At 70.5% G+C, this 2,800-nt stretch carries 4 protein-coding genes; 2 read left to right on the top strand and 2 right to left on the bottom strand.

Features of this window, described 5'->3' with window-relative positions; genetic code table 11:
* Positions 1–130 precede the first annotated feature (130 nt).
* The gene (locus D7V77_RS41365) at positions 131–574 is read left to right on the top strand and encodes a MarR family winged helix-turn-helix transcriptional regulator (protein ID WP_167548304.1); all 444 of its coding nucleotides are present in this window, start codon (positions 131–133) and stop codon (positions 572–574) included.
* 5 nt (positions 575–579) lie between these two features.
* Here the strand turns inward: D7V77_RS41365 and D7V77_RS41360 are convergent, their stop codons facing one another.
* Positions 580–1,164, bottom strand: coding sequence for a YdcF family protein (locus D7V77_RS41360; protein ID WP_233597549.1), 585 nt, complete (start codon positions 1,162–1,164; stop codon positions 580–582).
* Between the two features lie 268 nt (positions 1,165–1,432).
* Here D7V77_RS41360 and D7V77_RS41355 point away from each other — a divergent pair, with 268 nt between their 5' ends.
* A complete protein-coding gene (locus D7V77_RS41355; RefSeq protein WP_120581650.1) occupies positions 1,433–1,996 on the top strand; it encodes a hypothetical protein in 564 nt (187 codons plus the stop codon).
* A gap of 3 nt (positions 1,997–1,999) precedes the next feature.
* On the opposite strand, the gene D7V77_RS41350 is transcribed toward D7V77_RS41355, so the two are convergent.
* A partial coding sequence (locus tag D7V77_RS41350; RefSeq protein ID WP_120581649.1) for an endonuclease/exonuclease/phosphatase family protein occupies positions 2,000–2,800 on the bottom strand: 801 nt, incomplete at its 5' end.

Below are 2,800 nucleotides of genomic sequence, written 5' to 3'. Positions count from 1 at the left end.
GCCCCCGACCCCGCGCCGGACGCAGTCTTGAGCCTACAAGTTGACCCGCAGGCACCCCGCCGCTAATGAATACTCTGTGTCACGGAATATCCATAAAGAGGATGAAGCGCTCTCGAAGGACGTCGACCGGATGCAGGAGTTGATGTTCTCGCTGGGCCGTCGCCGTTCACTCCGTGATCCCATCGCCAGCACCTGCGAGCAGCTCCAGTTCACGCCGCCCCAGGTGCATGCCCTGCTGTGGCTGGGCCTGGACGACTCGCTCACCATGGGCGAGCTGGCCAAGCGACTGGGCGTCACCGAAAAGACCGTCACGGGCGTCGTGGACCGCCTGGAGCGCGAAGGCCACCTCGTCCGCGAACGCGGGGACACCGACCGGCGCATCGTGCGCTGCCGCCTCACCGACAAGGGCAAGCAGACCTTCGCCAAGCTCGACCGCTCCATGCACCGCGCGATGGGCGTGGTGATGGGCATGCTCGACCCTGACGACCGCCAGGCCCTCTTCCGCGTCCTGGAGAAGGTGCTCAGCAAGATGGACGCGCCCGCGCCCACGCCGGACACCGCGACAGGGACCTGAGGCCCTCAGCGCCCGCCCGGCGCCCGCGCCCACAGGAGGCGCGGGTGCAGGAGCAGCGCGAACGCCTCCCGCACCGTCCAGTACGCCCGGTCCCACCCGCGCATCCGCCCGGCGATGGGGGCGGGACTCGTGGCCACCTCCAGGCCCTCGCGCCGGAAGCACTGCCTCGCGCGCAGCAGGTGATACGGGTCGGAGACCACCACCACCCGGCGCGCCCCCCGCTCGCGCAGCACGCGCGCGCTGAACCGCGCGTTGGCTTGCGTGGAGTGGCTGTCCTCCTCCAGCACGCACGCGGACGCGGGCACGCCCGCCGCCACCGCCAGCTTGAGCATCACCCGCGCCTCGGACGGCGGATGGGCGCCCACGCCGCCAGACAACAGCAGCCACGGCGCCACGCCCCGGCGATACAGCGCCACCGCGTGCTCCATGCGCGCCACCAGCGCGCCGGACGGCACACCTCCCGGCAACACCCGCGCGCCCAGCACCACCAGCACGTCCGCGTCCGTCACACGTTCGTGACGTCCAAACCGGTCCACCCACCAGGCCAGCCCGAACACGCCGCCCGTGAGCACGCCCGCGAACAGGAGCACCGCCCGGCGCGCACGTCCGGGTCTGGGAAGAAGGGCAAGGGGACGCACCGCCGGGAACCTAGTCCTGCACCGGACATCCCGCGGCCCCGCGAACACCTTCAGCGAGGCATTGTGTCCGCGATAACAGGTTTCACGGTGTGGGTTGGACGAACGACCGGGTGAATTGTCGCGATGCGTATCGCCCGAGAGTGGGTCTCAAGACACAATGCGTAAGATGACCCGGCCGGGGTCCGAGACGAACCCGGAGCGGCCGGTGGGAGGCATACGGATGGATGTCAAAGGCGTCGCATTCCTGGCACGGCAGACCATGGCGGTGCAGGCCTTCGGCGAACCGGCATGGAAGGCCTTCCTCGCGGAGCAGGCGAAGCGGGACCCCATCTTCGGGCAGCTCATCATGCCCGTCTCACGCATCCCGGCGGACGCCTTCCTGCGCTTCAACGAGGCCATGACCCAGCGCTTCTACGGCGGCGACACCAAGGCCTACTGGCAATACGGCATCAAGTCCGCCGAGTACGCGCTGGGCCAGGGCCAGCTCAAGACGATGTTCGGCAAGGACGACTTCCGCCGCTTCGCCCTGTTCACCCCCGGCATCTGGAAGGGCTACTTCACCGAAGGCGAGCTGACCGCGCAGTTGCAGGGCGACACCGTGGAGCTGCGCATCACCGGCGTGCCCCGTCCGCACATCTACTTCGAGCTCGCGGTGATGGGCTTCGCCGCCGGCGGCCTCGCGTACCTGAGCGGCCGCAAGGAGATCCACCACGAGGTGATGAAGGGCTTCAGCAAGGGGGACATGGAGGTCCTCTACCGCTTCACCCTGCCCACCCCGGCTTGAGCCTCAGGGCGCCGCGGCGGCCGAGGCCGTGCCCGCGGGCGCGGCCGGAGCCACCACAATGGGAGACGCGACCGGAGCCTCGGCGGGAGCAAGCCGCAGGTCCGCCACCACGGGGTAGTGGTCGGACACGCCCACGTGCAGCACGCGCGTGGACACCGGCGTGAACGCGCCGCACGCCATCACGTAGTCGATGCGCAGGGACTTCAGGAACAGCGGCATCGGGTAGGTGCCCGTCCCGTCGGAGCGGGTGACGCGCGCCACGTCCTGGAGCTGGCGGCGCAACAGGCGCACCGGGCGCGAGTCCGGGTCGTCGTTCAAATCCCCCATCAGGAGCCGGGGCCGGGTGTCCTTCGCCAGCAGCTGCGAGATGAAGACGCTCTGGCGCACGCGCGCCGCGCCGTTGAAGGGCCGGCGGATGAGGTGCGTGGCGTAGACGCTCACCTCGCGCCCGTCCACGTCCAGCACGGCGTGCGCCAGCGTGCGCGGCTCCGCGCCACCCGGCGTGGGCAGCGGGTACTGCGCCAGGGACTGAAGCGGATAGCGCGACAGGAGCGCGATGCCGTACGCGCCGCCGTACAGCCGCGTGGTGCCGAAGTGCGCGCGGTACTTCAGGCCGGTGAGCGCGGACAGCCGCTCCACCTGGTCCTGGCCGTGCGCGCGCGTGGAGCCCACGTCCACCTCCTGCAGCGCGACGACGTCCGGGCCCTCCTGGCGGATGACCTCCGCCACCTGCTCCAGCCCCTTGAGGCCGGACTGGATGTTGAAGGTCATCACCCGCAGGGCGCCCGGGTCGCGCTTGGGGGC

The organism is Corallococcus sp. CA041A, assembly GCF_003612075.1.
Taxonomy (GTDB): Bacteria; Myxococcota; Myxococcia; order Myxococcales; family Myxococcaceae; genus Corallococcus; species Corallococcus exiguus.
The sequence above is the reverse complement of the archived record's forward strand: the minus strand, read 5'-3'. Positions and strand labels throughout refer to the sequence as shown.